The 25,825-nt window shown below is 40.9% G+C and carries 19 protein-coding genes; 3 read left to right on the forward strand and 16 right to left on the reverse strand.

The window, feature by feature from the left end:
• Positions 1 to 310: 310 nt before the first annotated feature.
• The 7 genes from QOL44_RS10270 to QOL44_RS10300 all read right to left on the reverse strand — a co-directional run bounded on the left by QOL44_RS10270 (position 311) and on the right by QOL44_RS10300 (position 8,768).
• Complete coding sequence (locus tag QOL44_RS10270) at positions 311 to 1,165, reverse strand: hypothetical protein (RefSeq protein ID WP_009061557.1); 855 nt, start codon at positions 1,163 to 1,165, stop codon at positions 311 to 313.
• Positions 1,166 to 1,766: 601 nt separating this feature from the next.
• A complete protein-coding gene (gene groL, locus QOL44_RS10275) occupies positions 1,767 to 3,401 on the reverse strand; it encodes a chaperonin GroEL (RefSeq protein ID WP_009061558.1) in 1,635 nt (544 codons plus the stop codon).
• Positions 3,402 to 3,433: 32 nt separating this feature from the next.
• Positions 3,434 to 3,733 carry a co-chaperone GroES gene (gene groES / locus QOL44_RS10280; RefSeq protein ID WP_009061560.1) on the reverse strand — a complete coding sequence of 100 codons (300 nt, stop codon included), beginning with the start codon at positions 3,731 to 3,733 and terminating at the stop codon, positions 3,434 to 3,436.
• A 104-nt stretch (positions 3,734 to 3,837) separates the two neighbouring features.
• Positions 3,838 to 5,751 carry a molecular chaperone DnaK gene (gene dnaK, locus QOL44_RS10285; protein ID WP_009061562.1) on the reverse strand — a complete coding sequence of 638 codons (1,914 nt, stop codon included), beginning with the start codon at positions 5,749 to 5,751 and terminating at the stop codon, positions 3,838 to 3,840.
• A gap of 139 nt (positions 5,752 to 5,890) precedes the next feature.
• Positions 5,891 to 7,321 (reverse strand): UDP-N-acetylmuramate:L-alanyl-gamma-D-glutamyl-meso-diaminopimelate ligase, encoded by a 1,431-nt coding sequence (gene mpl / locus QOL44_RS10290; protein ID WP_009061564.1) that lies wholly within the window; start codon positions 7,319 to 7,321, stop codon positions 5,891 to 5,893.
• Between the two features lie 39 nt (positions 7,322 to 7,360).
• On the reverse strand, positions 7,361 to 8,077 hold the full coding sequence (locus QOL44_RS10295) for a hypothetical protein (RefSeq protein WP_009061566.1): 717 nt from the start codon (positions 8,075 to 8,077) through the stop codon (positions 7,361 to 7,363).
• A gap of 10 nt (positions 8,078 to 8,087) precedes the next feature.
• Positions 8,088 to 8,768, reverse strand: a complete 681-nt coding sequence (locus tag QOL44_RS10300) for a nucleoside deaminase (protein WP_009061567.1) — start codon at positions 8,766 to 8,768, stop codon at positions 8,088 to 8,090.
• A 277-nt stretch (positions 8,769 to 9,045) separates the two neighbouring features.
• Here QOL44_RS10300 and ygfZ point away from each other — a divergent pair, with 277 nt between their 5' ends.
• Positions 9,046 to 9,924, forward strand: a complete 879-nt coding sequence (gene ygfZ / locus QOL44_RS10305; RefSeq protein WP_009061569.1) for a CAF17-like 4Fe-4S cluster assembly/insertion protein YgfZ — start codon at positions 9,046 to 9,048, stop codon at positions 9,922 to 9,924.
• A 230-nt stretch (positions 9,925 to 10,154) separates the two neighbouring features.
• Here the strand turns inward: ygfZ and QOL44_RS10310 are convergent, their stop codons facing one another.
• The 7 genes from QOL44_RS10310 to QOL44_RS10340 form a co-directional block, all read right to left on the reverse strand.
• Complete coding sequence (locus QOL44_RS10310) at positions 10,155 to 10,607, reverse strand: hypothetical protein (protein WP_009061573.1); 453 nt, start codon at positions 10,605 to 10,607, stop codon at positions 10,155 to 10,157.
• Between the two features lie 107 nt (positions 10,608 to 10,714).
• The gene (locus QOL44_RS10315) at positions 10,715 to 11,038 is read right to left on the reverse strand and encodes a tetratricopeptide repeat protein (protein WP_009061575.1); all 324 of its coding nucleotides are present in this window, start codon (positions 11,036 to 11,038) and stop codon (positions 10,715 to 10,717) included.
• Positions 11,039 to 11,057: 19 nt separating this feature from the next.
• Positions 11,058 to 12,596 (reverse strand): uroporphyrinogen-III C-methyltransferase, encoded by a 1,539-nt coding sequence (gene cobA, locus QOL44_RS10320; protein WP_009061577.1) that lies wholly within the window; start codon positions 12,594 to 12,596, stop codon positions 11,058 to 11,060.
• Between the two features lie 24 nt (positions 12,597 to 12,620).
• Entirely contained in the window at positions 12,621 to 13,520 is a 900-nt protein-coding gene (gene hemC, locus QOL44_RS10325) for a hydroxymethylbilane synthase (RefSeq protein WP_009061579.1), read from the reverse strand.
• Positions 13,517 to 14,581 carry a glutamyl-tRNA reductase gene (gene hemA, locus QOL44_RS10330; protein ID WP_009061581.1) on the reverse strand — a complete coding sequence of 355 codons (1,065 nt, stop codon included), beginning with the start codon at positions 14,579 to 14,581 and terminating at the stop codon, positions 13,517 to 13,519. The genes hemC and hemA overlap by 4 nt, the downstream gene beginning before the upstream one ends.
• Positions 14,582 to 14,586: 5 nt before the next feature.
• Complete coding sequence (locus tag QOL44_RS10335; RefSeq protein ID WP_009061583.1) at positions 14,587 to 15,396, reverse strand: cytochrome C assembly family protein; 810 nt, start codon at positions 15,394 to 15,396, stop codon at positions 14,587 to 14,589.
• 62 nt (positions 15,397 to 15,458) lie between these two features.
• A complete protein-coding gene (locus QOL44_RS10340; RefSeq protein WP_009061585.1) occupies positions 15,459 to 15,905 on the reverse strand; it encodes a GatB/YqeY domain-containing protein in 447 nt (148 codons plus the stop codon).
• 97 nt (positions 15,906 to 16,002) lie between these two features.
• On the opposite strand from QOL44_RS10340, the gene QOL44_RS10345 reads away from it, so the two are divergent.
• Positions 16,003 to 17,121, forward strand: a complete 1,119-nt coding sequence (locus tag QOL44_RS10345; RefSeq protein ID WP_009061589.1) for an LptF/LptG family permease — start codon at positions 16,003 to 16,005, stop codon at positions 17,119 to 17,121.
• Between the two features lie 210 nt (positions 17,122 to 17,331).
• Here the strand turns inward: QOL44_RS10345 and QOL44_RS10350 are convergent, their stop codons facing one another.
• Both QOL44_RS10350 and QOL44_RS10355 read right to left on the reverse strand, forming a co-directional pair.
• Positions 17,332 to 18,435, reverse strand: coding sequence for a M24 family metallopeptidase (locus QOL44_RS10350; RefSeq protein ID WP_009061591.1), 1,104 nt, complete (start codon positions 18,433 to 18,435; stop codon positions 17,332 to 17,334).
• A gap of 18 nt (positions 18,436 to 18,453) precedes the next feature.
• The gene (locus QOL44_RS10355) at positions 18,454 to 20,112 is read right to left on the reverse strand and encodes an efflux transporter outer membrane subunit (protein ID WP_009061593.1); all 1,659 of its coding nucleotides are present in this window, start codon (positions 20,110 to 20,112) and stop codon (positions 18,454 to 18,456) included.
• Positions 20,113 to 20,264: 152 nt separating this feature from the next.
• Here QOL44_RS10355 and uvrA point away from each other — a divergent pair, with 152 nt between their 5' ends.
• On the forward strand, positions 20,265 to 25,769 hold the full coding sequence (uvrA, locus tag QOL44_RS10360) for an excinuclease ABC subunit UvrA (protein WP_009061595.1): 5,505 nt from the start codon (positions 20,265 to 20,267) through the stop codon (positions 25,767 to 25,769).
• Positions 25,770 to 25,825: the final 56 nt, after the last annotated feature.

The following is a 25,825-nucleotide window of genomic DNA, read 5'->3' on the forward strand; positions in this document are numbered from 1 at the left end:
AAACCACCAGCAAATAAAAAAAAGGACAGCCATAAAAAAACAATGCTTCGTCTTTTCATAATGTTTTATTATACCAATATTCCCAACTGAAATAAACGATGAGAATATGGATTATCTAGTTTATTAAAAGGGGAAGCAGTGGACCAGCAGAAGCTCCTCCACAAGTCAATGCGTGTTGGATTAAACCTATAGGAGCTATTCTTAAAAATCACCTTATTCACCACTAGCTGATTGTACAGAATTGGAGAGTTTTAAGAATTTTTTATGCAGCCCCGATAATGTCACTAGCTATTCTGATTTCCTTTAATCTTTAGGGCCAGAAATTATATTGAATAGCCCCCCATCCTTCAAAATCCTGGTACCAGCCAGAGTGAGAAACCAAGGTATGAAATCCGGCCTGCGGAGAACCTTGAAATGTAAAATCCATTGGAGCAATGAACCTAGTGGTATAGGCAATGATCAAATCCCAATGAGGGAAAAGTCTTACAGCCAATCCTCCAATCAATTTGGAGGTAAAAGCTAGAGCAAACGAGCTTTGTCCAGGAACCAGAAGTTCCTCCGCATGTGGTCCAAGAATACTTTCATCGATAAGCCAATTTAACGCCGCCCCAAGAGTTACCCCTACGAATGGAACAAATCGAGTGGCATTAGAAAAATTGACGACGCCAGCAATTTCTGGAATAAAAGACTGACTAGTACCATTGGCATACGATGGAGTCGCGGATAAGGAATTATAAGAGAATCCAGAAGAACTTATCTGTCCATAGTTTAAGACAAAGGCTACAGCTGGAATTGCTTTCCATCTTTTATCAGAAAAAAGGCCGATAGCAGCTTCTTTAAAATCGTATCCTAAATATAGCCCCCCAAAATATCCTGCATGAGGCTGAGTATATCCCTCTGCATGTTCAATTCTACCAGTTGGAAAGTATGCCGAAGCAGAGGTTCTAGATACTGAAGGCCAAAAGCCTCCAGAAAAGAAACCTATAAATAAATCTTTTGCCCAGGTTTTTGTAGCCTTTCCATCCATAGCTTGCTCTTTATCCACAAGAATTTCCTCTATATCTTTCCTGTCAACTTGAGCATGGACCCAACTGGGAAACCACAAAAAGTAAAAAGCAACTAGGAACCTTATTTTATCTACCATATACAACGAAAAATGAGCCATTTTTTCTCCACATAAATCCACCAGTAAAGTGAAAAGAAAACTGACATTTTCTTATTTCTAGTTAAATGGTAATATAAAAAAGTAAAAGCATTATTCTTCAAACTTGTTCTTTATAACATTAACAGATAGACGAAACTCCTCGATTCCTCGAAGGAGATGAGCCATTAGTCCCTATAGCCAGCCGTATAATCTTTTCAGAAAGAATCCCCTGTCCTTTCAGAATGTCCTTAATGCTTGTAAGAGCAACTTGAAAGCGTTGGCCCATGTCCAGGAAGTATATTATTTCAAGGAATTCCTTAGATGGTCATTTATGAATCGTTTTGGAAACGCCCCCCTTGATCCTAGGCAATAGAGGACATCTATGCACCGCACCTACCACCTCACTGTGATTTTCCAATTCTCAGATTTTGTGAATGACCAGCTTCGATGCAGTAATGTTCCTGGATTTTAATTAAAAAAAATTTTTAAAGACTAGTTTTTCAAGAGATTTTTTTGCATTTGAATAGAAAAGATTCCCATTTCTCCTTTAAAGAACAGAATTTTGATAATAAAAAAAACAAGCCAGGATTTTCGTCCTGGCTTGTTTCTAGAATCTACTAACTTAATACTCCATATCACCCATTCCACCGCCGGCAGATGGGACGGCTGGTTTCTTTTCCTTTTCAGGAATTTCAGTAACCATCGCCTCCGTAGTAAGCAGTAAGCCAGCAATAGAAGCGGCATTTTCAAGAGCCGTTCTGGTAACTTTAGTCGGATCAACGATGCCAGCTTCAAACATGTCTACAAATTTATGTGTAGCCACATCAAAGCCCTCGTTCCCTTTTCTAGCTTTCACTTCGTTAACAATAACGCTCCCTTCTAGCCCGGCGTTATAAGCTAGGGTTCTCAGAGGATATTCTAGCGCCTTATAGACGATATCAGCGCCGATTTTCTCATCTCCTTTCAAAGAAAGCTCCTCGATCGCTTTCTGGCATCTCAACAAAGCAACTCCACCACCTGGGACAATGCCTTCTTCTACTGCAGCCCTTGTTGCATGGAGAGCATCTTCTACTCTAGCTTTCTTTTCTTTGAGTTCCGTTTCCGTTGCAGCTCCAACCTGGATCACCGCAACACCCCCAGCCAGCTTAGCAAGTCTTTCTTGGAGCTTTTCTCGATCATAATCCGAAGTGGTTTCTTCTATCTGCCTCTTGATCTGATTGATTCTTCCCTGGATTTCACTTCTGCTTCCAGCACCTTCGATGATCGTGGTATTTTCCTTTTCCACGACGATTCTTTTAGCCCTCCCAAGATCTTCGAGTTGCACGTTTTCTAACTTTATACCCAGATCCTCTGTGAGGCAGCGTCCACCTGTCAATATGGCAATATCTTCGAGCATTGCTTTTCTTCTGTCCCCGAATCCAGGAGCTTTAACAGCACAAACCTGCAAAGTTCCTCTTAGCTTATTGACAACAAGTGTAGCTAAAGCTTCACCTTCCACATCTTCGGCAATAATCAACAGTGGCTTACCCGCCTTAGCTATTTTTTCTAGCAGTGGCAATAGATCCTTGAGGCTGGAAATCTTTTTCTCATGGATCAGAATATAGGCATTTTCTAAGACCGCTTCTAACTCTTCAGCGTTTGTGACAAAATATGGAGAAATATACCCCCTGTCGAATTGCATGCCTTCCACAACTTCCAGAGTTGTTTCAATGTGTTTGGCTTCTTCGACAGTTACTGTTCCATCTTTTCCTACTTTATCTAAGGCATCAGAAATGATTTCCCCTATAGAAGTATCCCAATTTGCAGAAACCGTAGCCACCTGCTTGATCTCTTCTTTTCCTTTGACAATATGAGATATATCTTTTAGTTGCTTGACTACAGCGTGTACAGCCTTGTCAATTCCCCGCTTAAGATCCATTGGATTAGCCCCTGCTGTAACATTTTTCAAGCCTTCTTTGTATATCGATTCAGCAAGAACGGTGGCTGTTGTTGTTCCATCCCCTGCAACATCACTTGTTTTTGAAGCTACTTCCTTTACTAATTGAGCACCCATGTTTTCCCATGGATCCTCTAATTCAACCTCTTTGGCAACAGTTACACCGTCTTTTGTGATAGTAGGGGAACCGAATTTCTTATCAAGTATAACGTTGCGTCCTGCTGGACCAAGCGTGCATTTAACCGCCTTACTTAACTTTTCGATACCACGCAAAAGGGAATGCCTAGCAGATTCATCAAAAATCAATTGTTTGGCAGCCATTGGTTACCTCCTTTTAATAGTTAATCGTTTGTTTATTCTTCAATGATGGCCAAAACATCGTCTTCGCGAAGAATCTGAAAGGATTCTCCATCGATTTTTACTTCAGTTCCACCATATTTGCTAATGAGAACCTTATCTCCTTTTTTAAGCTCTATCGGAATTCTTTTCCCGTTTTCATCCAACTTCCCAGGACCAACAGCAATAACCGTTGCTTCCTGGGGTTTTTCTTTGGCTGTATCCGGAATAATGATTCCTCCTTTTCTTACTTCCTTTTCTTCGTTGAGCTTGACTAATACCCGCTCACCTAAAGGGCGAATTTTAGGTTCAACCATCTTTACCTCCTTTTTTCAAGTTAGTTCCAAAACCATTTTGTTTTGATCTAATCAAAAGATTTGTTTTTATCTCCCAGAATAGCATACCTTCTGCGCTAGAACCTTTAAGGCTTATCCTTGTCAACTTTTTCAAACTCCGCATCGATTACATCGGATTTTTCACCACCTGAGCTTGGTGGCGGAGAAGAACTCGAAGAAGCCTTGGATGAAGCCGCTCTATACATTTCTACTGAAATAGCTTGGACTTTTTCATTGAGTTCTTCCATAGCTTTCTTGATAGCATCCGTATCATCTCCCTTAATGACTTCTCTAACTTTCTCAATGCATTTCTCAATCTCCAGCTTCTTAGCTGAATCGACTTTGTCTCCGTATTCTCTCAAGAGCTTTTCTGCTTGGTAAGCAGCGTTATCCGCATTGTTCTTAGCCTCAGCTCTCTCCTTATTCTTCAGATCCTGTTCTCGATACGCTTCGGCCTCCTTTGTCATTTTTTCTATTTCTTCCTTGGAAAGTCCGCTGGAGCCTGTAATCGTTATTTTTTGCTCTCTGCCTGTTCCTAAATCCTTAGCAGAAACATGAAGAATTCCATTGGCATCTATATCAAAGGTTACCTCAATCTGCGGCACCCCTCGAGGAGCCGGAGGAATACCGTCCAAATGGAAAACTCCCAATAGCTTGTTGTCTCTTGCCATTGGCCTTTCTCCCTGAAGCACTCTTATTTCTACACTTGGCTGGTTGTCTGAAAAGGTGCTGAATATTTGAGATTTGCGGGTAGGAATCGTCGTATTCCTAGGAATCATAGGAGTCGCAATGCCTCCAGCTGTTTCAATAGAAAGAGTCAAGGGAGTAACATCTAACAGCAGCACATCTTTCACCTGCCCCTTTAACACTGCTCCTTGTATGGCTGCCCCAACAGCCACTACCTCATCAGGATTTACTCCCTTATGAGGTTCTCTACCTATAAGCCGCCTAGCTGTTTCGATGATTTTTGGCATCCTGGTCATTCCACCCACTAACACAAGCTCATCAATCTCGGCAGCCGTTAATTTTGCATCCTTCAAACAGTTGAGAACAGGCTGAACTGTTCTTTCAGCAAGATGTTCGGTCAGTTGCTCTAGCTTGGCTCTCGTTAATTTCTTCTGAATATGCTTAGGGCCCGTTTGATCAGCTGTTATAAAGGGCAAATTGATCTCATATTCAAGGGCTGAAGATAAAGCAATTTTGGCTTTTTCAGCCTCTTCTTTGATCCTTTGGACTGCGTCAGGTTGACCATGCAAATCAATACCTGTTTCTTTTTTGAAATCTTGAATAATCCATTCCATTATGGCTGCATCCCAATCGTCTCCTCCAAGATGCGTATCCCCATTGGTCGCCTTAACTTCGAAAACCCCCTCCCCAATCTCCAAAATAGAAATATCAAACGTTCCTCCCCCTAAATCGTAAACGGCGATCCGCTCGTCTTTCTTTTTATCTAGTCCATAGGCAAGAGAAGCTGCCGTCGGCTCATTGATAATCCTCAATACTTCAAATCCAGCAATTTCACCGGCAGCCTTGGTGGCTTGACGCTGGCTATCGTTGAAATAAGCAGGAACTGTGATAACCGCCTGGGTAATTTTTTCTCCAAGTTTGGATTCTGCATCCGCTTTCAGTTTCATTAATATGAAAGCAGATATTTCCTGAGGTGTATAGATCCTTCGTTCCCCTCCTACCTCTACTTCTACAGCACAATCACCATTCTTGCCTTCTATGACCTTATAAGGAACCCTCTTTATTTCTTCTTGAACTTCGCTAAACCTTCTTCCGATAAACCGCTTTATGGAATAAATGGTATTTTTAGAATTGGTGATTGCCTGTCGCTTGGCCGCCTGACCTACCAATCTTTCTCCACTTTTTGTAAACGCCACCACTGATGGGGTTGTCCTAGCCCCTTCGGAATTCTCCAAAACCACTGGTTGGCCGCCCTCTACTATCGCCATACAGGAATTCGTCGTACCTAAATCGATGCCTAATACGTGTGCCATACTTTTTTTAGAGCAAAAAATGTGCCATAAAAAAAACAATTTTAGATCTTATTCGAGAGCAAGGAGATATTTAAATAGTAGATTCTTTATATCTTTTATAAGGAGGGTACCATTGGGTCATTTTGTCCCACTAGAGTGGTCAAATGGATCCACTCGATTTTTTCAGCATTTCCACTAATCTAGAAGGAAGACCATAAAAAGAGCCATTGCTGAAAAACACTACAACGTCTCCTGGAACCAATACTTTCTGAAGCCTTTCCAGGATATCTTGAGGCGAAGAACAGAAATACGAGGGGATACCTTTGCGATTGATATCTTGAACAATTTTTTCTGGATTTAGTCTTTCGGTGGGAGGAATCCCTTCTTTGTTCGCCACCTCACTAACGATTACACCATCAGCAAAAGACAGAGAATGGGGCAGCTCTTCTTGAAAAACAGCTCTTCGAGTGGTATTGCTCCGAGGTTCAAATACTGACCAAATCCTGCTGCCAGGATAACGTTGCCGGATAGCTTGGATTGTTTTACAAATGGCCGTTGGATGATGACCAAAATCATCCAAGATTTTAATGCCACAAACATCCCCCAATATTTCAAGCCGGCGTTTGACTCCAAGGAATCCCTTCAATGCTTTGGCTATCAATTCCGGCCTTATACCATAAAGGGTGGCTGCTGCAATAGCCATCGCTGCATTCCTTACATTATATTCCCCAGGCATTGGTAAAAAAAATGATTCCCCAAGCATCTTGAAGTTGCTACCTGCCTCTTCGTATGTAATTTCACTGATCTGGAAGTCTGCCTTTTTCCCCAACCCAACGGTATAGACCGGCGCCAAGGAGCCCTTGGCTACTTCCGCAATGGTTGGATCATCCTCTGGAATGATTAAATGGCCTGTTTTTGGAATTAGATGAACAAGTCTTTTAAAAGAAAGCAAAATATCTTCTAGGCTCGAAAAAATGTCTGCATGATCATATTCAATATTATTTATAATAACTGTTTGAGGAAGGTAATGGAGAAATTTACTTCTTTTATCAAAATAGGCTGTATCATATTCATCTCCTTCCAAAATCCAATAGTCACTTTGAGTATATCTGCATCCGGAGGCAAAATTATTAGGAAGACCTCCAATAAAAAAGGAGGGATTAAGGGAAGCAGATTCAAATAGCCATACTAGTAGGGAAGTGGTGGTGGTTTTCCCATGGGTTCCAGTGACAATGATATTCTGTTTGCCGTGAAGAAAGAAAAATCTCAATATTTCAGGCAAGGACACAAAAAGGTATTTTTTTTCTAAAACCGCTTCCAGCTCTGGATTGCCTCTTTTGATCGCATTTCCAACAACAACTAGGGTTCCATCCACTTCCTTTGGAAGATTTTCTGCTTTGTATCCTTCTGCTACCACTATTCCTTTCTGGCTCAAAAAAGTCGATAAGGGCGGATAAACATTTTCATCTGACCCTCCTACGACATAACCCATATCTTTGAGCATCGAAGCCACAGCTCCCATAGCCGTTCCACATATTCCCAAAAAATGGAACCGAAGCTCTTTAGCAAAAAAGGGGGTTATTGCAGCCATGAAGGCCAATTCCTACATTAAATGAGAAAAAAAGCAAGACTAATCAGTAAAATAGGAATTTAATTTCGTATTAATAAAATTTTCGATTTCCTGGATCCGGAAGGTGGGCCAGAGAAAAAGTTTTTCCCAATGGCTGACGATTTTATCGATTCCAGAACTTAGAAGATAAAATTTCCAACGTAATGAATGAACAATAAAAGGATCAAAACTGCAAAAACCAATGAACTTTTGGGAACCAATGTCAGTGGCTCGGTTCAGCTGCTTGCAGACAAATACCACCTCAATTTTCAAATTCCTAAACAAATAAAACCGATACTTTGCTAACCGTGGATGTACTGGGTGAATCAAATCGATATTAGAAGGCAACCCTTCTAAGGGATGGATACTCCATATCCTTATACGATCAAGTTTTTTAGATAACTGTTCATATCTTTTTTTATGACTAGTAAAGTTTTTTGCTCCATCTAAAAGAAGAGTTAGTTCACCCCCCTCCTCCCCATTTTCCAAGGCCAGATCTTCAATGGTGTAACCTATTGCTTTCTGGACATAGCCATTAAAGAAATGAAGGTGGTCAGTTTTTGGAATCTCTACGAGCTCTTTAGGCAAAATACCATTGGTTGGACAATATCTTAATTTAACAGAATAAGTTGGTAAACAGCTTCGCTTGAGATTCTCATGGAACTTTTTTTGAAACAGCAAGTTAATATCCTTTAGTAGATTTTTTTCACCCGTGTCATGAACAGTTTTTTCTTCCATGATATTGACATTAACTAATCTCAATATCGCAAAGTGGCAACTCCCTTTTTTTATTTCTTAGAACAAAAAAAAACCTTTTCATTAACTCTAAAGACTCTTCAGATCTAATTCCAGAAGTAATTTCCAATTTTTTTCCCCCATTGAAAAAAAATGTAGGGGGTCGAAAAATTCCTTTTTTAGGGTCTTCAATACCAAATACCACTCTTGCAATGCGACTCAATAGGATAGCGCCATAACACATTAAACAAGGCTCTTTGGTGACATAAATAGTCGTTGCTGTTAGCCTCCAATCTCCAAGAAGAAGCTGCGCATTACGGATGGCTTCCATTTCGGCATGAGCTGTTACATCACAACATTCCTCCACCCGATTGCGTCCCATTCCCAGAATCTTTTGATCCCGCACAATTACTGCCCCAATTGGAACTTCCCCCTTTTCGAAAGCTTCTGTAGCTTTCTCTAAGGCTTTTCCCATGAAATAATTATCAACTTGTAGCTGGTCAGTTTTCATGGCTATAAGAATACCATGTGTTGGTTCCTGCGCGCAAACTACAGGACATAGCCGCCTCCAGATCCTTTCTATTGGTTCTTTCTGCCAGAAGTATAGAACTATCTCCTTTACGAGCAAATCTGGAGCATTCTTCCTATTAATTAATATTTTTTTATTAGTAATGACAACGATATTTGACCCCATTATCTATTCTTTGCCGGCAGCTCAAACAACTGAAGTCCTCTACAAAACCTAGAACCTAAAGACAGCTATGCCCTCGAATCTCTCCTTCACTAACCCAAAAGAATGAGCCATGCCGCTCTTTAGCTTAAAGATTGACGCATAATGTTTAGCTATTTAAATTTACAAAAAGAAAATTACTCTTCCTTTGTTCATAAAAGTTTATTTCATGCAATTTATCAGCAAATGAAGTCAAACAAAGCAGCGACTCTTTTGAAGCTATTAATTGAAGTGTCTAGCCATGAACGAGAAAATCATTTATGAAAAATTAATCCAAGGACAGCCTGGATGGTGTTCTTTAAGAGATCGAAGTCTTTGGAAGGCTTATGGCAAAGACAGGACAAAATATTTAAATGGACAAATCCCAGCTGATCTTTCTTCTCTACCTGTAGGACAATCTTTACACACGGCTGCCCTTAACAGAAAAGGAAGGATCGATTGCGAACTTTGGATAGCCAATCAGGAGGACGCATTTTATATCGATGCACCAAAAGAGAGCGAAGAGAGTACGGAGAAGCGATTAACAAGTTTTCTTGTTGCAGACAAAGTTTCAATCGAACAGCTAAATGACTCCTATAGACTCTATCATTATTTTGGTCTAGAGTCTCCAAAAGGCTTCGAATTGTGCTTTTTTAACAAAAGATTCGGTATTCCTGGATGGGACATATGGTCGCAAACGGTAATTGAAAATTTCAGTTGTATGGAAGTACCTCCCAGGATATTGGAAAGTTTACGACTCGAAGCAATGATTCCTAGATGGGGCTTTGAGCTAACAGCTAATGTTATAGCTTTGGAAGCTTTTCTTAACAAAGAAGCAATAAGCTTTACAAAAGGTTGCTATGTTGGCCAGGAAATTATTTCTAGGATCCATCATTTAGGTCAAGTAAACCATCTTTTAACTCTTTTCATTTGTCTTGATGACAGTATTCCCCAATGCGTGCAGTTATTCGACCAAAATCAAGCCGTTGGTCGGCTAACTTCTAGTTGTTATTCCTTTGGCTATGAAAAACCGATTGCTTTGGGATTCCTTAGAAAAGAATACAGAAAAGAAGGAAATGTATTGCGCACTTCTAATGACTATTGCTTAAAGATCTTAAAAGCCCCACCCCCCATTGGATAGATGCTGGTTTTTTCTTAAAAAGCTTCCACCCAGTTTAGGCCTTCTCCTTACAAAGCAACGCCTTGTCCCTCAGGAAGAAAGAACACGTTTCCTTCCATTGCTTCTTCTGTAGAAAGCTTTCTGGAAAGACATATAGTGCCAGATCCCCTACCAGGAGCACCGTAGCCTATGTTGATCCCTAACAAAAAATAGAACAAAGAGAATGAATCAAAAAACTAAAATGGGGAATATTATTTTTGGTTTTTAATTTTTTCGTCTTTTTCAGATTTTTGCAATGCCTCAGGCTCGACAGTAGATTCTTCTATTCTATATTTGCTTTTGCCAATTTTTATAAGTCCGGGCGTTTTCTTGCCGGTTGTATAAAACCAACTGTAAAGATTATTTATCTTTACTCCAAGCTTTTCAGAAAGCTCTTTTACAGTCAATCCCTCGTTCCCAGCTTTTCTTAAAGCCTCCAGTATCGAGTTTTTAAGATGCCCTGGAATACTCCCCTTTTCTGGCCCCCTTTTTTTTACTGATACTCGTATTTTCTCGATTCTTTTCTTGGGAACTTTGATCCCTACTTTCCAAAGAGTTTGTATCTTACGCTCAATTTCAGAAACCTTTTCCTGAAGTTCTTCTTTTTCCTGTACGAGCTTGGCTAGTTCTTTTACCTCAGCACTCGTAAGTTGTTTGAGTTTCATATTGTTGTTATTTTACTTTAAAATTCTTTATTTACATTATTTAATTAAGTATAACAACATTATTTTATGATGTTTCTTATTTTTATCAAATACTTTTATATAAATCCTTAGGATGATTTTTTCCATGAAAAAATTCTCGCTTTAAAAGAAGCTTTTTCTGCTTCTATCTTATTCCCTAACCTCATATAAGCTAAGGAAAGGCTCGTCCAAACCATAGAATCCTCCGGCCGTAATTCAAGAGCCTTTTTATTAGCATCGATCGATTTTTCGTATTCTCCTAATTTATAATAGGCCATGGCCAAGGCTTGCCATCCTTCGAAATATGAAGGATCAGTCTCTACACTTTTTGTATAATAAAATTTAGCCTTTTCTAAGTCTCCCACAGCGAGAGCTTCATTACCAAGTTCATAAAATTCTATTTTCGATTCCATAAGCCATAGGTATAAACTGTTAGTTACCAGCTCTATTTTGTTTGACAACTTGAAGAAGAGTCTCAATAAGCCCATCAATACTATGTTCTTTTGATTCGACATACACTTCTTGTTGAAAATCTTTTAAGGCCTTTGTGGTGAGAGGTCCTATGCTAACTACTTTAGGTATTAGAGAGGTATCATGGCATTGGAGGTTCAGTTGATGCCAATATCTAACTGAACTGGCGCTAGCAAATAGAATCCAATGGGCTCCAATATGTTTAAATCTCTCTCTGTGCCCACGGACATCTTCGGTTTCGGGCTCTATTGCATATAAAGACCATTGATCGACACTGGCTCCCTGTGTTTTTAACACATTGGCTAGGCTATCATCGGCTAAAGAACTTCGCGGCAGTAAAAACCGTACCCCCTCGATGCCCCTTTGATAAAAACATTCCCCTAAGCTCATGGAAGTAAATTTTTCTGGAATCACATCCACATGAAGATAGAAAGAGGCGATGGCTCGAGCGGTTGACTTTCCAATCGCTCCCAGTTTTACTTTTCCGAGCCGTCGAATATCATTTTCAAGCTGAAGAAATTGATCAAAAAATATGTCTACTGCCGTTGGGCTCGTAAAGAGAAGCCAATCATAAAAGGCATCAATATTTTCTAATATTCGTTTCTGCTTAGCATCCAATGGCTGAGGGATAATTCTAATTGTCGGAATTTCCAAGACTTCAGCTCCAAGTTCAATTAAACGCTTCGCTAGTCTTGAGCAAGCTTCTTTGGTTCTTGTCACCACCACCCTTTGTCCGTAAAGAGGCTTATTTTCAAACCACTGCAATTCTTTTCTAAGCCGAACCACCTCTCCAATGACAATGATAGCAGGCGGAGTAAATATTGAATGCGTTCCAGACAATATGTCCCCTAGGGTAGATTCTACCACTTTTTGATAAGGAAAAGTTCCCCAGGAAATAACAGCCAGCGGCGTCTTAGGATCCATTCCAGACTCTATAAGGCTACTAACGATTGCACCAATTCGCTCCACTCCCATTAATATGACTTTCGTTCCCTTTAATTTGGCGACCGTTTCCCATCCTATAGCCGAAGATTTCTTTGCGGGATCTTCGTGACCCGTGACAATGGTCAGCACTGAAGCATAATTCCTATGGGTTAAAGGGATCCCAGCATATGCAGGAACAGCTAAAGCGGAACTTACCCCTGGAACTATTTCAAAAGGAATTCCCGACTGCTTCAAAGCCTCCGCTTCTTCTCCTCCACGGCCAAACAAAAGAGGATCTCCCCCTTTTAATCGGACTACATTCTTTCCTTCAGCCGCTTTAGAGATAAGCATCTGTTCTATTTCCCTTTGTGAATAAGCTGCTTTGCCGGCAATTTTCCCTACATAAACTTTTATACAATGGTTAGAAGCCCAATCTAAGATTTCTGGATTACAGAGATAGTCATAGAATATAAAATCGGCTTTCTCTATGAGCTCTTTGGCCTTGAGCGTTAAAAGCAATGGGTCTCCAGGGCCAGCGCCAACAAGAAAAACCGTTCCAATCTTTTTATCCTTCATTTTTTTGCTTTTTCCCAATCCAATCTACAGTTTTTTTAACAAATGGGCTAACTCTTGCCCTAACTTTTTAGCTTCTTGAATTTGACCAACAACTTTTCCCTCTTTTGGTCGCAGACTGCCTTCTGGCCACCATATCCCATAGAGGACTAACTTAGATCCTTCTACTTTTGCCATAGCCCCCACAGCCGCTCTGCACCCCCCTCCAAGTTCATAAAGAAAAGATCTTTCAGCACATACTTCACAAGCCGAAGGAAAATCATTGAGGAATTGGACAAGATCCTTAGTCCTTTTATCTCCCTGCCGTGTTTCCAAAGCTAAGGCTCCCTGACCCGGAGCAGCCAGCATCCAATCCATTCCGAGAGGTGTGCAAAAAAAAGAGGATAAATCTATCCCAAGCCTTTTTATTCCTGCTATCGCCAAAATGGTTCCCATCCATTCTTTATTTTCTCTAAGCCTTTTTAACCGTGTCTCAACATTGCCTCGAATAGGAACTACTCGTAGATCTGGCCTCTTTCTTAACAGTTGATTAGCTCTCCTGGGACTACCTACTGCCACAATAGCCCCAGGCTCAAGGCCATCAGGATGCGGATAATGAAGGCTTACCCAGCAATCCCTTGGATCCTCCCTTGGTGGTATGGCTGCAATCTCCAATCCTTGAGGCATTTCCACAGGCAAATCTTTGAGGCTATGAACAGCTAGATCAATTTCAGCTTCGAGTAATTTTTTTTCTATTTCCTTTGTAAAAATTCCTCTTTGCTGGATTGCTTCTAAATGCTCATAGTCACACAATTGATCACCAGTGGTCTTTATTATTTTCGTCTTTATCTCTAGATCCGTGTATTCCTGCTTCAGACGGTCAATAATACTCTGAGTTTGAATTAAAGCTAGCGGGCTACCCCGTGTTCCAATAACAAGTAAGTTCACGCGATCCTAAAATTCCTAATAAAACCTGATTCTGTAGCATTTAATGATCCTATCATCCATTGATAATATCTTTCGATATGCGGCGCTATAAGATTTTTGCATTTATCTACCTCGGCCAGACGATCTTTTAGATTCTGGTCGGCAATCGACTGCAAATCATCAATGTTATAACAATAGACTCCATCCAATTCTTGAACTGCCGGATCAATATCCCTAGGAACGGCAAGATCTATGAGGAAAAGCGGCCTGCCCCCACGCATCCCCATAAGGGGGGCTAGTTTCTCTCTAGTGATTACATAATGGGGAGCGGCCGTAGAGCTAATAAGTATATCCACTCTGGAAATTCGATTTGGAAATTCAGACCAAGGAATGGCTTCAGCTTTTATCTCTTGGCTTATAGAGAGGGCCTTTTCAAAAGTGCGATTGGCTACAAGAATAATATTTCCCCCTTTCTTTTGAAGAGCTTTGGCAGTAGCCTCACTGACGACTCCGGCTCCAACAATCATTATAGAACAACCAGAGAGCCTCCCAAAGAGTTTTTCAGCCAAATCAACAGCCACAGCACTCACCGAAATGCTCCCCCGTGTGATCCATGTCGCAGATCGTGCTGCTTTAGCTGCGGCAAAGCCAGACTGGAATAGCTTGTTTAAATACTTACCAGCCATACCCTGCGCCTTTGCAATCAGATAAGCTTCCTTTAGTTGGCCTAAAATTTCGGTCTCCCCCACAACCATGGATTTTAAACCACTGGCAAGTTCAAAAAGATGTTCGATGCAATTTTTGCCCTTGTAAAAATGAGAATATAATTCAAAGGGGAATTGCTTTTTATGGTATATTTTCAGAAATTCACTCCAACTTTTTGAAGCCTGATCAGGATCTTTACTGACTGCAAAAAATTCCACTCGATTGCAGGTAGAAAGTAACACCGCTTCTTCTAGTTGCATCATTTCTTTCATCATGGAGAGCGCCTGAGGATATTCCTCGCTGCGGAATGCTACCTGTTCACGTAATTCAATGGAGGAAGTATCAAAAGAAAGCCCGCCCCCGAAGAGAATTTTCATGGTATTTAAAATCTATGAAATTGACTAAAATAATTTATTCCCCAAAATGTTAAAAAAATAAATAAAAAGCCGCCAATCGATAGGATAGATAATCGCTTCATTCCTGGATGAAAAAGAAAAGAGCAGAAAACTAGATAAAGATAAAATAACCAGATTCCAATCGACCAGCTAATTTTTACCCAATCCCAAGAACTTTTTGGAGATATCAAAATGCCTCCTATAAGGCCAGCTGTCAGCAAAACAAGCCCCATCAATAAAATTCTTTTTTGAATATAAAAAAGATCCCCTATAGGCGGGAACCAAAAAAATAAAGATGAAAGTTTATGGGTTTTGAGTTCTTTATCTTCCATCAGATAAATGACTGCGGCAAGGGCTGCGATTCCAAAAATCGCATAAGCTAATATCGAAAAAGCCGCGTGCACTTCCAGCATCCACCCTAATTTGGGCATCAGCTTGGGGGTATCGGGTCGACCACTCAAGCCAATCAGATTAATCAAGAAGGCAGTCGGAGCTGTAAAAAAACCTAGAATGGAGATTCTATAAGTTGAGCCGATGATAAAATAGATAAGTAGTAAAGCCCAAGAAAGGAATGCAAGAGTTTCCAGAAAATTGGTGATAGGACAATGATTGATAGAAATGCCTCTCAAATATAAGAAAAGGGTTTCTAAAAAGAAAGCGATAAAAAGAAGAATAAAACTTAACTTGTCTCCTCCCGTCCGCTTTTTAGCTCCTAATATGAAAAAACCATAAAGAGAAACACAAAACTCAAGAACAGTAGCAAGAATCAACCAGATTCTTTCCTGGCTAATATTCATGGCGATCCACAGAACAGTTTTTTCGAAATAGGTTCTTCCATTCTTTTTTTCTGCGAAGTGTCTTAACCCAGATATTTTTTCACCAGTTCTTGAAGTTTCTTTCCATCCGCTCTACCACCAGCTCTAGCTATTACTGTTTTCATAACCACGCCCATCTCTTTTCTGTCTTTGGCCTGCGTTTCTTCAATGACTTTCTTCACGAGGGCTTCCATTTCTTCTTCGGACATCGCTTCAGGCAAAAACTCTTTTAAAATAGCTATCTCCAACTTTTCTTTTTCCGCTAGTTCAGTTCTGTTGGCTTTTGTGTATTCAAGAATCGACTCTTCCCTTTTTTTTATCTCCTTAGAGATGACTCCGATGATTTCTTGATCCGTCAGTTCTTTTTGGGACTTTTGGATAGCAGCATAATTAATCGCCGACTTTAGTAGCCTTAAGGTGGAGATTTTCTCCAATTCCTTTTTCTTCATTGCTTCTTTTAGTTGCTGATCAATTTGTAATTGCAATGACATACTCTTCCCTCTCTTTTCTTTTAGGTTGCATTTGTCTGGTACTTATCGATAATTTGTATCAATTCATTTCTATTGTTTTATTTTATTCTCATCTTTCATGAGAACAATTTATAAATTTCTTTTTCTAGAACTTTTTAAAAATTCTCTTATAACTACTACCATTTTGACCTTTTTTCTAGTCATTGCCAATGCTTTCCGAGATTTATCAGATCTTCTTGTAAATAACGATGTGCCTTTGTGGATTTCCCTGAAACTCCTTTTATCACTAATTCCCTTCGTGCTGACATTTACTTTACCATGGGGACTTCTCATTGCTGTCATTCTGCTATTTGGAAAAATGTCTCAAGACAGAGAACTGGTTGCATTAAAAAGTGCTGGGATTAGCATTGGCGCGATCATGGCTCCCATTATTTGGTTTGCGCTCCTTTATAGCATTTTTAGTTTTGCCATCAACGCCTATATTGGACCTAAAAGCCGGCATGCCTTTAAAGAAATCTTCTCTGATGTCATGCTCCACAACCCTCTATCTTTTTTCAAAAGCAGCAAAACAATAGACCAGTTTGATGGTTTTCGTTTATATGCTAATAACCGTATAGGAGCTAGGCTTCAAGATGTCTACATATGGGAAACTGATGCCGAGCTTCGCCCCTTACGCTCTATTCGAGCCTCAGAGGCTGATATTGAACCCGATCTAGCTCACCAAAGAATTCTTCTGACTCTCTGGAATGCACGGCAAGAAGAAAGAAACATTGCAGACCCTCAAAATGTAAAATTGGTCATGCCTGGTTCACGAGCCACCCAACTGCCTTATGAAATATCCCTTGCCACCTTATTCGACCGGTTAGCAGTTAGAAAAAGCATCGGTCTTTCCACTCTGGATGAGATAGGTCGACAAATTGTAGCCGCTGATTTATTCGGTTTTACTTCTAATCCAACCCCTGTATTGACCGAATTTCAGAAAAGATTGGCCTTTTCTCTTTCTTGTTTTACCTTTGTTCTTGTAGGTGCCCCACTAGCTATTCAAGTCCAAAGAAAAGAAACTTCCATTGGGGTAGCTTTAAGCTTATTCATCGTACTTTCTTATTATGTCATTGTTCTTCTTGCTGATGCTTTAAAAGCAAAAACAAATTTTTTCCCAGAGCTTATTATTTGGCTTCCCAATATCATTTTTCAAACCCTAGGATTCTGGTTGATATGGAGAGTGAATCGGAAGTGATTATTTTGCTTCCCTATTCCTAGGAAATCTAAGGGAGCTCGCCAGGAGGCATTGTTGGGCCAGGGAATCCAGGGAGAGCTGGGGGAGAAGGGGCACTCGGCTCAGGAGCTTCATCAGGAGCTTTTGGCTCATTTTCTTGGAGCGGAGGTAACCAAAATAAAAACATATTCATATTATTCTTATAAAGCTTTATGTAGAACAGAACGCTTTTCAATCAATTTCTAATTTTTCTTCGATTTTGGTTAAATTTTCTACTCCCTCTTTCTTGATGACAACCATATCCTCTAATCTCACCCCTCCAATTTCTGGATAATATAGCCCCGGTTCAACCGTGATCACCTGATTGGTTTTAAAAACTGCTTTCCTAAACCTGGGTGGTTCATGGATTTCTAGCCCTACCCCATGGCCTAACCCATGAAAAAAACCAACCCATCGACCACTTCGGATTTCAGTAGGGTAGCCTTTTTTATCAAACCTCTGTCGGATTTCCTTTTCGATTTTTTTGCCATCGGCTCCTTCCCGTAACACACTTAAAACCCACTGCTTAGCTTCCTGAACCGTTAAGTAAAGTTCACGAAGGGCTTGAGAAGGAGTGCCTTTGACCACCGTTCGACTCAGATCGCCAAAATAACCTGTAGTTTTATCTCTTGGGAAAATATCAATGACAATCGACTGATGAGCCATGAGTTTTCCTTTCCCAATCTCATGAGGATCGCAAGCTTCCTTTCCACAGGCCACAATAGTGTTGCTGGCCAAAGCCCCCTCTCTCATCATTGCAATTTCTATTTCGTCTCTCAGTGTCTTAGAGTCTAAAACTTTCTTTTGCCACCGAAGCGATCCATCCTTGCTAATTTCGCTTTCCTTGAGGATTTCGATGGCTTTTTTCATCCCCTTCTCTGCAACACGAAGAATTCTGATAATCGCTTCTATTTCTTGTTGGGTCTTCACGGAACGTTCGGGGAAAAATTCGCCTTGTTTAGGGATAATTTTTAACCCTTTTTTTCTGAGCACTTCCGCTAATCCTAGAGGAAAGTTAGAAGGAACGGTGAGCTGTCGAAGCCGAAGTTTTCGACAAATTTCTTGGATTAGAAGTGAAGGAGAGAGTTTTTCTTCCTTAATACCGCTAGCTTCTTCATAGGAAAGCACCACATCGGCCTTAGCCTCTCGTTTTGCTCGATCAATCTCAAGTTTACTAAAGAAAGCATAGCTTTTTGTTTCCGTTTCAATCCAAAGGAAAGGATCAGGAACCCGGATGTGGGTCGCATAAAGCATATTCGGATCGTTCTCGCTAGCAGCATACATCATTCTAGTCATAGAAAACTCCTATCCGCTTTAGGATCTCGAGGAAGGCTTCACTTTGGGATTTGCCCCCACTGGCCGCATGCTGTAATCTTCCCATCCGCCTCCCAATGCTCTAATCAAAGCCACTGTTGCAATAAATCTTTCTCCTAGGATTTGGAGATTAAGCAGTTGCGCATTTAGCCATACCTGTTCGGTCGTATCCACTTCAATATAATTCACTAATCCCTCTTTAAATCGAACCAAGGACACGTCAAACTGATCTTTTGCAAAAGCGACTGTTCGCTGTTGTGCCTCTTGCTGCGCTTCAAGAATCTTCAAAGCCGCAAGAGCATTTTCAACATCCTGAAAGGCTACAAGTACCCCCTGTCTGTAATTGGCGACAGCCGCTTGATATGCTGCTTTGGCTTGTTGGAGGCCAGCCACCAATTGACCTCCTTCAAAAATAGGAAGACTGACAAACGGGCCGAGAGTCCAAAACCTGCTTGAGCCATTAAAAAGCATTTCTACAGTAGAACTCAGTAACCCTACCGAAGCTAAAAGATTTACAGAAGGAAAGAAAGCACCAAGAGCCACACCAATGTCGGCGTTAGCCGCAGCCATTTGTCTTTCGGCTTGAGCGACATCAGGTCTTCTCTGTAAAAGATCAGAAGGAAGATATTCGGGTAATACGGGGGGGGATCCAGAAATTGGATTGGATGCAATCTTTACAGAAGAAGCAGGTTTCCCCAAAAGCACTGCGATGGCGTTTTCAATTTGGGCCCTGGTGTTTTCCAATCCAATGTATTGAGACTGAAGGTTAGCCAAATCGGTTTTAGCCCTTGCCAAATCAAGCTCATTGGCTAGCCCCCCATCATATCGGCTTTGCACCAAATAAAGATTATCCCTAAAAACGTCTATCATATAGCGGTAAACAGCCAATTGAGCATCTATATAACGAATGGAAAAATAGTCAGTGGCAAGTTCTGCATGCAATGTAAGAAGCAGGGATTCATAGGCCGCTTGCGTAGCTTGAGCAGAGGCTTTTGCTGCTTCCAGCTCGCGCCGATACCTTCCCCAGACATCAGCCTCGTACGATGCCGCTAGAGGCAAAGCCCATTCATTCCAATAAATAGGTAATCCAACCTGAAATTGAGTAAAACCTATCTGCTGAGTACCAGCCGGATTAAAAACAGGTGAAACCACTGGATGCTGCAGAAAGAAAAAGGGTTGGTTTTGAGAAAATCGTAAGCGAGAATAAAAAGGATAAAAGCCGATGTGAGGGAAAAAATTGGAAAGTGACTGAGTTACAAGAGACCTAGCCTCCACCACTTGAGCATAAATACCCTTGAGCTGTTGGTTGCCAACAAGCAGCTGTGCTTCCAGTTGATCCAAAAGAGGGTCTTTGAAAATTTTCCACCACTCCCCTTTAGCAATCGCATCTTGGGGAAGCGCTTTTTTCCAACGGATCCCTTCCAACCTTTTACCAGAAGCAGTCTGTTGCTCTATGATCGAGACATTGTCTTGTCCTGTCGAAGGTTTGTCAGCATTAGGGCTGTTCCCCCACTTAAAAGCCAAAGGTGTTTCAACTGCTGGTCTATGGTAGTCTGGACCAACCGCACAGCTAGAAAGAGCCAGAGCTAGGGGGACAAATAATAGCCTTCTAAGAAAGGGTTCTTCCCAACAGTTCTTTGGAAAAGAAGCTTCTTTCATTATATGCTTTTAGTGGGTTAATAGAATGAATGAAAGTTTTAAGTTTATTTTTCTTTTTTGATTCCTTTCCACTTGTAGCCTTTTATCATTTGTAAGGATTTCGTTTGAATAGCAAATAAAAAGCACAAGAAAAATAGTACATAACGGATGATATGAATGAGACCGAATCGATAAGGTTGCGAAAAATCCGTACTCATAATTTAAAAGCCATCGATCTGGATATCCCACATAAAGCTTTGACTGTCATTACTGGTCTTAGTGGCTCAGGCAAATCTTCGCTGGCATTTGATACACTATTTGCCGAAGGCCAAAGCCGTTACATCGAAACCTTTCCTCCCTATATAAGACAATTTCTTTTAAGAGCCGAAAAACCAAAAGCCGAAGCCATTGAAGGCATTTTACCTGCTATCGCCATTGAACAAGACAAAACAAGTGCCAATACCAGGAGTACGGTCTCTACCATGACCGGCATTGCTGACTACTTAAAGCTTTTTTACACCAGACTTGCCTATCCTCTCTGTCCTCAGTGCCATCAAAAAATAAGAAAATCCTCCCCTAAGACACTTACAGAGTTTCTTTATAGCGCCTATCCCCAAAAAGATTTTTTTATCTGTTTTCCCGTGCGCTTTTCTGCACACACTCCTTTCAAAGAAGCCTGCCAGTTGCTTCTATCCCAGGGATATTCAAAAATTTGGTTTGAAAACAAAATAATTCGGATCGATGAAGAAATTCTAGAGAGGACGGGCTTCAATTGCCAAGAACTTTTCGTGGTTCATAGCCTCCAACGAACCGAGCCGAATAAGAAAACAGAGCTGTTAGAAATCTTCGATGAGAGTTTTAAGTCTGGAAAGGGTCGACTAATGATTGTCCTCCTTCCTGAGAAGGAATGCCTTGTTTTTAGCGATAAGCTGATCTGTCCTATTGATAATATAGAATTTGAGGAACCTTTTCCTGCTCTCTTTTCCTTCAACAATCCTAAAGGGGCTTGCCCTACTTGTCACGGTTTCGGCAGAATCATCGCAATCGACTATGATAAAGTAATTCCAGATAAAACCCTATCCATTGCCCAGGGAGCAATTCGACCATTTCAATCCCCAAATTTCGCCCATTGGCAGGTTTTCTTAGAGAGAATGCTTAAAAAAAGAAAAATTTCTCTTTCCAAAAAAATATCTGCCTACACAGCTGCCGAATGGGACTATCTTATTCATGGAGAGGCTTCCGAGGAGTCCCCAGAAATTCTAGTGGAAGAAGATTGCTGGTGCGGTATAAAAGGGTTTTTTTCTATTCTTGAGAAAAAAACCTATCAGACTCATATTCGGATTTTTCTTTCTCACTATCGTCTCTATTCCCAATGTCCAGAATGCAGTGGAAGCCGTTTTAATAAAAAAACTCTCTGCTACAAAATTGATTCTGGGAAAACAGCCCTTTCCATCGGAGAATTGCTCCAACTGCCCATAAACGAACTGATCCATACTGTTGAGGCGGTGGAGATACCAGCCTTTGATCAAGCAGCAATGAGGATCAAAGAAGAAATCTTCAGTCGGCTTTGCTATCTAAACGACATTGGACTGGGCTACCTAACTCTGGATAGGACGAGTCGGACACTTTCTGGAGGAGAAACACGAAGAGCTAATTTAACAATCTGTTTAGGCAACAAACTCACCAATACTCTCTTTGTTCTTGACGAACCAACTATAGGGCTGCATCCTAAGGATTGTTCAAGGCTTATCCAACTGATTCAAAAGCTTAGAGATCAAGGCAACACCGTTGTGGTGGTAGAACATGAAGAGACGGTTATTAAGCATGCCGATTATATTGTAGAACTTGGGCCAGGCAGTGGAGCCGAAGGAGGCCAAGTCATCTATGCAGGAAACCTGCAAGGACTCTGCTCAAGCTCTTCTTCCTTAACTGGAGCCTATCTCAGTGGAAGAAAAACAATCCCTATTCCCCAAAAAAGGAGAGCGCCCCAATCCGGATTTTTAGAAATTCGCAAAGCTACTATCCATAATTTACAAGAGCTAGATGTGGATATTCCCCTCGGCTTATTTGTCACCATCACAGGGGTAAGTGGCTGTGGTAAAAGCAGTCTTGTCCAGGAGATCATCTCTTATAGCCTCCACAGAATACAAGAGATAAATCCTCCTCCAGGACCATTCCTCACAGACAGAGCCCTAATCAAAGGTTGGGAAAATATAGAAGAAGTTATTGAAATAGATCAATCCCCTATTTTCAAAACTCCAAGATCAAATATGGCTCTTTATTTAGGCATCTGGCCTTATGTCAAAGAACTTTTTGCTTCAACTGAAGCTGCTCAAATTCAAGGCCTAGAAGAAAGCCATTTTTCGATCAATTCAGGCGAGGGACGCTGTCCAAGGTGTCTTGGGCTTGGCTACGAAAAAATAGAGATGCAATTTCTTTCTGACGTTTTTATCCCTTGTTCTGTCTGTGAAGGCAAAAGATTTCAACCCTATATCCTTGCCATTCATTACCATGGGAAATCCCTCGATCAAATCTTGAGAATGACAGCAAAAGAAGCCTTAATGTTTTTTGATCCACAGGCTGCCGATAGTTCTCGACAAGCTATCCTTCATAAAAAAATAAGCTCTTTGCTTGCTCTTTTAGAAGAAGTCGGACTTGATTATTTGCAACTTGGTCATCCACTCAATCAACTTTCTGGTGGAGAATCTCAAAGATTAAAGATTCTAGGAATCCTTTCCGAAAGATTGTTAAACAAGAAAACAAGAAGCCATACAAAGCAGAGACTTATTATTCTAGATGAACCAACAACGGGACTACATATTGATGATGTCAAACGCCTGATCAGCCTTTTACAAAAGCTTGTGGATGCAGCGAATACGTTGATTGTTGTTGAACATAACTTGGACCTCATTCTCTCAAGCGACTGGGTGATCGACCTTGGACCTTTAGGAGGAAAGCATGGAGGGAGAATTATTGCCCAAGGTCCTCCTGAAACTATTGCTGCAGCAAAAGAAAGTTTTACAGGGATCTTTTTGAAAGAAAAGCTTAAAGCAAGTCATTCTTTTCTTCCCATAGCCTCTTCCTTTGTTCCATCAAGATGTCAATCTCTTTTCATTCGCGGAGCCCGTCATCACAATCTAAAGTCCATTTCGCTAGAAATCGAATTAGCCAAAACAACTGTTCTTACTGGAATTAGCGGATCGGGGAAATCGACCTTGGCCTTTGACGTTCTTTTTGCTGAGAGCAGGAGAAGATTTCTAGATTCTCTTTCAGGGTATGCCAGACAATTTATCCAATCTCTAGAAAAACCACAGGTTGATGACATAGAATGTCTGCCTCCTTCCATTGCAATTGAACAGAGATCCAACAGACCAGGATCTAAGAGTACCGTCGGTACCCTTTCTGAAATCTATCCCTACCTTAGATTGCTTTTTGCCAAAACAGGCATTCCCTTTGATCCCGAGACAAAAGAAGAAGCTATACGGCAAAGTCAGGAAGATATTTTACAAGCGGTTCGCTCCAGACTCTCCTCTAAAGAAGAATACCGAATTTTAGCTCCTCTGATCAAAGAAAGAAAAGGTATTTATGTTGCGCTTGGGAAATGGGCTCAAAAAAAGGGCTATACAGGCTTTCGCATAGATGGACAGTGGTATGATTGCCAGCAATTTCCCAGCCTTTCCCGATTTAAGAGTCATACCATTGATCTTTGGATCGAAAATGTCAACGAAACTACTTCATTTGAAGAATTAAAGAAAAATGTTGCCTTGGCTTTGAGTTTAGGAAAAGAAACGCTCATTTTATGCGACGCAAAAAACCAGCAAGACTATCTTTTTAGTACTAAGTTTCACTGCCCTCAAAGTGGGAAAAGCTTCGATGAGCTTGATCCAAGACTATTTTCGTTCCATTCTCCCTTAGGATGGTGTCCAACCTGTCTGGGAAAGGGAACAGTGGGAGAGGAAGAGGACCAGGCAGAGCAACAGCCGATGCTTTGCCCTGAGTGTCAAGGGAAAAGACTCAACGCTCTGGCTAGATCAGTTTTTCTTCCCTGGCCATTCCAAAATACAAAACCGACCATTGACTTCCTCTGTTCGCTTCCTATTGGGGAGCTAGTCAACTATTTCCGCTCAATCGAGTCATCAGTAAAACAGAAAGAGATTGTAGAAAAAATTGTTCCAGAAATTATCAAACGACTCGAATTTATTTGTAACATAGGCCTTTACTATTTAAGTTTGGAGCGATCCTCTCAGTCCTTATCGGCAGGAGAACTGCAGAGAATTTATTTATGTTCCCAACTCGGTTCTAATCTCAAAGGGATCCTTTATATCCTCGATGAACCAACCATCGGACTTCATCCAACCGAGAACCAAAAACTCCTCAATAGTCTTGAAGCGCTAAAAACTAAAGGCAATACCCTTGTTATCGTCGAACATGATACAGAGACGATGAAAAGAGCGGACAAAATCATTGATCTAGGTCCTGGAGCTGGATCAGAGGGAGGACAAGTTGTCTTTCAGGGAAATTATCAGGCTCTCCTTTGTTCTCAAAACTCTTTGACATCCCAGTACCTCTCCAAACCAATGAAGCATCCTTGGATGGGAAGAGAACGAAGAAACTGCAAGAAGAACACAGCTTGGCTTAAGATTGAAGGGATCTGTTCAAATAATCTTTATGATTTAACAGTGGAAATACCCCTAGGTCGGCTCGTTGTCATTTGTGGCGTGAGTGGTTCAGGCAAAAGCACATTGCTTAGAGATGGCATTTTTATGGCTGTGAAAGAAGCTCTCGGTAAATCACATAGGGGCTCTACAAAAGGCTGCTGGAAGCGTCTGAGTGGCGCCGAAGCCATAAGTTCGGTTTGTTTTGTAGATCAGATGCCCATAGGCAAGAACTCTAGATCAACTCCCTTAACCTATTTAGGTTTGTTTGATAGCATTAGGGATCTTTTCTCACAAACCCCACTGGCCCGACAGCGCGGATATACTAAAAGCCGGTTTAGCTACAACTCTAAAGAAGGCAGGTGCCCGGATTGTTTAGGCAATGGGACAATTCAGATCAGTATGCCTCTGCTTCCTCTTTTTTACCTTCCTTGCGAGTCTTGTGAAGGCAAAAGGTATAATCCACAAACCCTTGAAATTCTGTATAAGGGAAAATCAATAGCTGAAGTTCTCCATATGACCGTTGCCGAAGCTTGCCATTTTTTTTCCTCTTTCGAAAAACTAAGAAAATCCTTTTCGATTCTCTGTGAAATAGGTCTTTCGTATTTATGTCTGGGGCAGCCTACTCCCACTCTTTCTGGGGGAGAGGCTCAAAGGATTAAACTAGCCAAAGAGCTCATCGCCATGGAACAAAAGCGGATTCAAAAAATGTTTGAATGGGGCGCCCAGAAAGAACCTAAAATTTTATATCTTTTGGAAGAACCGACTATTGGGCTTCATTTAGCCGATATTGAAAAATTTCTGCATTTATGCCAAAGCTTAGTGGAGTATGGACACACGGTCGTGATTATTGAACACCATCCTGATGTTATCGCCGAAGCCGATTATGTCATCGAACTTGGACCAGGAGCAGGGAAAGAGGGTGGTAAAATCATAGGAGCAGGAACGCCTGAAGCCTTAGCTGAAATCCAGGATAGCCCTACAGCTCCTTTTCTCAAAGGAATAGTGGACCATTCCAAATAGACTTTAAAAAGTGTGAAAAACCAAAAAGAAGATTCCTAAAAAATCGATTTTTAAGA

This window comes from Candidatus Methylacidiphilum fumarolicum (assembly GCF_949774925.1).
Lineage (GTDB): Bacteria > Verrucomicrobiota > Verrucomicrobiia > Methylacidiphilales > Methylacidiphilaceae > Methylacidiphilum > Methylacidiphilum fumarolicum.

Bases quoted from the DNA above. Each gene is read 5' to 3' on its own strand.
- groL (WP_009061558.1), bottom strand. From the start codon at position 3,401: ATGGCTGCCAAACAATTGATTTTTGATGAATCTGCTAGGCATTCCCTT.
- QOL44_RS10350 (WP_009061591.1), bottom strand. From the start codon at position 18,435: ATGACTAGAATGATGTATGCTGCTAGCGAGAACGATCCGAATATGCTT.
- QOL44_RS10335 (WP_009061583.1), bottom strand. From the start codon at position 15,396: ATGAATATTAGCCAGGAAAGAATCTGGTTGATTCTTGCTACTGTTCTT.
- QOL44_RS10300 (WP_009061567.1), bottom strand. From the start codon at position 8,768: ATGGGGTCAAATATCGTTGTCATTACTAATAAAAAAATATTAATTAAT.
- QOL44_RS10270 (WP_009061557.1), bottom strand. From the start codon at position 1,165: ATGGCTCATTTTTCGTTGTATATGGTAGATAAAATAAGGTTCCTAGTT.
- QOL44_RS10355 (WP_009061593.1), bottom strand. From the start codon at position 20,112: ATGAAAGAAGCTTCTTTTCCAAAGAACTGTTGGGAAGAACCCTTTCTT.
- uvrA (WP_009061595.1), top strand. From the start codon at position 20,265: ATGAATGAGACCGAATCGATAAGGTTGCGAAAAATCCGTACTCATAAT.
- QOL44_RS10315 (WP_009061575.1), bottom strand. From the start codon at position 11,038: ATGGAATCGAAAATAGAATTTTATGAACTTGGTAATGAAGCTCTCGCT.
- QOL44_RS10345 (WP_009061589.1), top strand. From the start codon at position 16,003: ATGAGAACAATTTATAAATTTCTTTTTCTAGAACTTTTTAAAAATTCT.
- dnaK (WP_009061562.1), bottom strand. From the start codon at position 5,751: ATGGCACACGTATTAGGCATCGATTTAGGTACGACGAATTCCTGTATG.
- groES (WP_009061560.1), bottom strand. From the start codon at position 3,733: ATGGTTGAACCTAAAATTCGCCCTTTAGGTGAGCGGGTATTAGTCAAG.
- ygfZ (WP_009061569.1), top strand. From the start codon at position 9,046: ATGAACGAGAAAATCATTTATGAAAAATTAATCCAAGGACAGCCTGGA.
- QOL44_RS10340 (WP_009061585.1), bottom strand. From the start codon at position 15,905: ATGTCATTGCAATTACAAATTGATCAGCAACTAAAAGAAGCAATGAAG.
- QOL44_RS10295 (WP_009061566.1), bottom strand. From the start codon at position 8,077: ATGGAAGAAAAAACTGTTCATGACACGGGTGAAAAAAATCTACTAAAG.
- QOL44_RS10310 (WP_009061573.1), bottom strand. From the start codon at position 10,607: ATGAAACTCAAACAACTTACGAGTGCTGAGGTAAAAGAACTAGCCAAG.
- cobA (WP_009061577.1), bottom strand. From the start codon at position 12,596: ATGAAGGATAAAAAGATTGGAACGGTTTTTCTTGTTGGCGCTGGCCCT.
- mpl (WP_009061564.1), bottom strand. From the start codon at position 7,321: ATGGCTGCAATAACCCCCTTTTTTGCTAAAGAGCTTCGGTTCCATTTT.
- hemA (WP_009061581.1), bottom strand. From the start codon at position 14,581: ATGAAAATTCTCTTCGGGGGCGGGCTTTCTTTTGATACTTCCTCCATT.